4 protein-coding genes and 3 pseudogenes are annotated in these 4,342 nt (G+C 43.4%); 4 read left to right on the top strand and 3 right to left on the bottom strand.

The genetic code is table 11. The annotated features are described in order from the left end of the window. Positions 1 to 216: pseudogene (locus tag L4B77_RS19515) on the bottom strand (IS5 family transposase); the annotation flags it as partial. 75 nt (positions 217 to 291) lie between these two features. Here L4B77_RS19515 and L4B77_RS19510 point away from each other — a divergent pair. Further along, positions 292 to 717: an EVE domain-containing protein gene (locus tag L4B77_RS19510; RefSeq protein ID WP_429752488.1), complete on the top strand. Its 426-nt coding sequence runs from the start codon at positions 292 to 294 to the stop codon at positions 715 to 717. Between the two features lie 85 nt (positions 718 to 802). Here the strand turns inward: L4B77_RS19510 and L4B77_RS19505 are convergent, their stop codons facing one another. Together L4B77_RS19505 and L4B77_RS19500 are read right to left on the bottom strand one after the other, a co-directional pair. Then, complete coding sequence (locus tag L4B77_RS19505) at positions 803 to 1,630, bottom strand: Cof-type HAD-IIB family hydrolase (RefSeq protein ID WP_372039958.1); 828 nt, start codon at positions 1,628 to 1,630, stop codon at positions 803 to 805. A gap of 187 nt (positions 1,631 to 1,817) precedes the next feature. After that, positions 1,818 to 2,798 carry an alpha/beta fold hydrolase gene (locus L4B77_RS19500; protein ID WP_429752486.1) on the bottom strand — a complete coding sequence of 327 codons (981 nt, stop codon included), beginning with the start codon at positions 2,796 to 2,798 and terminating at the stop codon, positions 1,818 to 1,820. An 81-nt stretch (positions 2,799 to 2,879) separates the two neighbouring features. Here L4B77_RS19500 and rhtB point away from each other — a divergent pair, with 81 nt between their 5' ends. From rhtB to L4B77_RS19485, 3 genes and pseudogenes are all read left to right on the top strand, one after another. Continuing rightward, positions 2,880 to 3,497, top strand: coding sequence for a homoserine/homoserine lactone efflux protein (rhtB, locus tag L4B77_RS19495; RefSeq protein ID WP_261838392.1), 618 nt, complete (start codon positions 2,880 to 2,882; stop codon positions 3,495 to 3,497). A 48-nt stretch (positions 3,498 to 3,545) separates the two neighbouring features. Further along, a pseudogene (locus tag L4B77_RS19490) lies at positions 3,546 to 4,052 on the top strand (EAL and HDOD domain-containing protein); the annotation flags it as partial. A 74-nt stretch (positions 4,053 to 4,126) separates the two neighbouring features. After that, positions 4,127 to 4,342: pseudogene (locus L4B77_RS19485) on the top strand (IS5 family transposase); the annotation flags it as partial.

Raw genomic sequence — 4,342 nt, 5'->3', positions numbered from 1 at the left:
GTCTGGGTATTTTGGGGATGACCCTGTGCCATCGTAAGAGCGTTGCTCAGTTTGCCAATTCTCTATGATGTCGTCAGATAACCAGATATCAATGCGCCCACGATCACGAAGACTTTGGTTGTATTCAGCATAATTGGTTTGCCGATAGGTGTGCTTTTTGAAGTGATGACGTCTGGATTCGTTGTCTTTGTAAGGCATGATTTTTGAACTGGACACGAAGATAGATGGCAAGGATAAAGTAAGGCACGCTCAAATCAAAATTGACGATTTTATGAGCGCGTCAACAAAGCCATTCAGACTCTTAGAGTGCAAAAAATCTCTTGCTGGGAGGGGGTACGCAATTATCAGGCTCGAAACATGATGCGTGATAACGTCAAACTTGGCGATCTGGTGATGATATACCACTCTTCATGCAAACACGTTGGTGTCGCGGGGATTGCAAAAATCATCAGAGAAGCCTACCCAGATCATTTTCAATTTGACCCAAAGAGTGATTACTATGATGCCAAGTCTTCACCAGATAACCCGCGCTGGGTAATGGTTGATGTCGAGTTTGTGCGAGTGACTGAGCGTTTGATTCCATTGGCAACGCTTAAAGCGATGCCTGAGCTAGCTGAGATGCCGCTCGTTAAACGAGGCAATCGCTTATCCATCATGCCCGTTACGGAACGAGAGTGGCAGGCAATCTTAGGAAAAGAAGTACTCGGCTCTTGTTAGTCTTAGAGAGTACATTGAACGTAAGGTTCAAAAAAAGGCAGCTAAGGCTGCCTTTTACTGATTCAAATATCTTAGACTCGGTGGATTAAAGCAGGTGCTTTTCTAAGTAGTGTGCCACGGCATCGTCGGCGTTGCTGCCAATCACTTCATTATTTGGCAGGGCGTTAAGTACTTTCTCATGCGACGTACCCATGACTAAGCCTTTACCGGCCATTGATAGTAGTTCGACATCGTTCATACCATCACCAAAGGCAATGCAGTTTTCAAGTTCCAGACCGACAGATTTTGCTACGGCTTGCAATGCATCACCTTTAGACACTTCAGCCGCCATCACTTCCAAACACCACGGCGTTGAGAACGCCACATTCAACTTGTCACCAAACAGAGCGTTGAGTTCATCTTCAAATGGAACAAGGTGTTCATGTGATTTGTTTGGATGTGTACAGAAGATTTTAGCAACACCTTCACTCGGTACATTGTCAGCATCGTACAATCGGTATGTGAACCCAGTTTGATCGTGAAACTTCTTCATGACCGCGTCATCACGATTCAGTAACCATTCATCGTTCATATAGATATGGATGAAGAGATCAGGGTCTTTCTTAAATATATCCACAACACTTTGCACCAGTTCGGCAGGGATGTTTTTGGCATACATTAGGTTGTCATCTTGGTCATGCACACGAGCACCATTTGAGGTGATCATATAAGCGGGGATGCCTGTTTGCTTGCGAATACCAGCAACATCAACGTGGTGACGACCGGTTGCGAAGATAAAGGTATAACCTTGTCCATGTAACTTGGTGAGTGTTTGTTTGGTAAAATCGCTTAACTGATGGTTGGGCGCCAAAAGCGTACCATCTAAATCAGAGGCAACAATTTTCACGGAATCTTTTAGTGTAGGAATCGTCATCTAACCCTCATTGCAAAATGCTTAATCAATATCGACACCAGTCATTGCTAATGCCCTTTGAAAGACAATATTTCTATCTAGAAATTGTATGCTAAATTCATACAAGAAAAGAGGGTAAAGCTCACTAACTTCTCTTCCTCTTTAGTGCTTATCTTTTTGGTCTGTTGTTTTTCTTGGGGCGCGAGCGTTAAGCAAAAAACTGATTAATGGCAACCAGTATCTGATTGCGATATTCATCCGTCTCAAACAACACCTCATGTCTAGACCCTTCAATGGCCTTAAATTGGCATGCGGAGTTGGTTTTCTTCAGTTTATGAATGAACTTAATTTGAGCACGGTTGTTTACAATGTTCTCTTCGCCAGCCTGAACGAGTAGTAGCGGGATTTTAATTTGACGAGTTTGTTGGATAGCTTGCTTAGCCGCCATCAACCCTTGCCACACCCAACGAGTACTTGCTCCACCAACTTGCAAAGAGGGCGACTCTTCGTAAAGACGGCGGAACCATTGATAACGTACCTTACTGTGGCTTAATAGATTATTTTCGAAGGGCTTAGAGTAATACGCTTGTTGTCCAGGGGCATAAGTGGGCTTGGCATGGAAAGCTGTGAGTAGCTGTCCAACAACCATCGCGATAGGCGCTAAGTACCATTCAGTCTTGATCCCGAACATCGGAGCACACAGTGTGACCTTATCAAATGGGTGATCGGGGTGAGTTTGTAAGTAGCGAGTCGCTATGGTACTGCCCATTGAGTGTCCGAGCAGGTAACGATGGGCATATTTATTGAGATCAAAACTGGTAATGACGTCGGACATATCGGAGATGTAATCATCAAACTCATGAATATGGCCAATATCAGAGTCTTTTACGATGCGTTCCGACTGGCCTTGACCTTGGTGATCAAACGAATAGACGTCATAGCCTTGTTGATATAAATCATAAAAGAGTTCTTGGTATTTTTGGCAGCACTCGATACGGCCATTTGAGATAACAATCGCCTTAGTGTGCATCGGTGAGGTTAGGCAACACCAGTACAGCTTTTTTTTACCGGATGATGTAAGATACCCATCTTTTCGTTGTTGCCAAAGGGCACGAATCGGGTGTTTAATTGCTTCCTCAAATTGAGGTTCTTGTGTGTACAGAAATGTGGCGTCACTGTGGTTTTCCATGGGAAATTACCTGAACTGATGCGTGAGAGAGCTTTATTGCTACGAATGTGGTTAGATTAAAGAACTAGTAAGGAAATGCAAATGGATACTCATGTTTGGCTTGCCTATGTCGTCACGGCAATTTTATTTAGTTTAGCGCCGGGGTCTGGTACCGTTAATTCAATCAGTAATGGGCTCAGTTATGGCACGAAGAAATCCCTTGCGTCGATTGTTGGCTTACAGCTAGGTCTTGCATTTCACATTATACTGGTGGGTGCGGGTATCGGTGCGCTAGTGGCTCAGTCAGCGTTGGTATTCACTATCATCAAATGGGTAGGGGTGGTGTATCTTCTGTGGTTAGGTATTCAAAAATGGCGTGATAAATCGAGTTTAGTCGCTTCTAATAAAAGTTCAACGCTATCGAGCGGCAAACTGCTTAGAAATGCGGTATTTATCAATCTAACTAACCCCAAATCTATCGTGTTTTTAGTCGCCCTATTTCCTCAATTTATCGACCCTGCACAACCACAAGCCCCTCAATTGCTAGTATTAGGCATAACAACGATATTGATTGATAGCCTTGTTATGTTGGGATACACCTCATTAGCTTCAAAGGTGAGACGCTTTATTTGCTCTGATCGCATCATGGGTAAGATCAATAAAATATTTGGGGGTATGTTCATGGGCTGCGGCGTTTTATTGGCGGCGGCAAAAGCTTAGTGGGAGCAATAGGTCTAGATAGTGAAATTAAATGAGAGTTATCAATAAATGAAAGCCACCTATGTTGCTCGACAACCTATTCTAAATCGTAGAAAGAACACGCTTGGTTATGAGCTACTGTTTCGTGATGGAGAAAAGAATGCCTATCCTGCGCATATCGAATCGAATCGAGCGACGTATCGTCTGATTGCTGAGAACTTCTTATCGGTTGGGCTTAATCCTTTGATTCCATCTTCGCGTTGTTTTATTAACTTCCCATATCAAAGCTTGATTCGGCGCTTACCTTTAAGCTTACCCAGAGACAAGGTGGTGATCGAGATCCTCGAAACTTGCAAGCCGACCGATGATTTATTCGAAGCGATCAAAGAACTGTATCGAGCGGGCTATTTGATCGCCCTAGATGATTTTATTGCGAAACCTGAATGGGATCGTTTCTTCAGATATACGCATATTATTAAACTCGACATTATGCAAATGGGCTTGGATGAAGCGTGTGATTTAGTCAAAGCTTACCAAGGAAAGAAGTTACATTTTCTTGCTGAGCGAATCGAAACGGCTTTGTTGACGCGCTCATAAAATCGTCAATTTTGATTTGAGCGTGCCTTACTTTATCCTTGCCATCTATCTTCGTGTCCAGTTCAAAAATCATGCCTTACAAAGACAACGAATCCAGACGTCATCACTTCAAAAAGCACACCTATCGGCAAACCAATTATGCTGAATACAACCAAAGTCTTCGTGATCGTGGGCGCATTGATATCTGGTTATCTGACGACATCATAGAGAATTGGCAAACTGAGCAACGCTCTTACGATGGCACAGGGTCATCCCCAAAATACCCAGAC

Origin of the sequence: Vibrio minamisatsumaniensis, from assembly GCF_050337445.1 — a bacterium.
In the GTDB taxonomy this organism is placed as follows: Bacteria; Pseudomonadota; Gammaproteobacteria; order Enterobacterales; family Vibrionaceae; genus Vibrio; species Vibrio artabrorum.
This window is presented reverse-complemented; position numbering and strand designations above follow the sequence as displayed.

What these genes read in the sequence shown, in the direction of transcription:
- L4B77_RS19505 (WP_372039958.1), bottom strand. Translation starts at nt 1,630, where the DNA reads ATGACGATTCCTACACTAAAAGATTCCGTGAAAATTGTTGCCTCTGAT.
- L4B77_RS19500 (WP_429752486.1), bottom strand. Translation starts at nt 2,798, where the DNA reads ATGGAAAACCACAGTGACGCCACATTTCTGTACACACAAGAACCTCAA.
- rhtB (WP_261838392.1), top strand. Translation starts at nt 2,880, where the DNA reads ATGGATACTCATGTTTGGCTTGCCTATGTCGTCACGGCAATTTTATTT.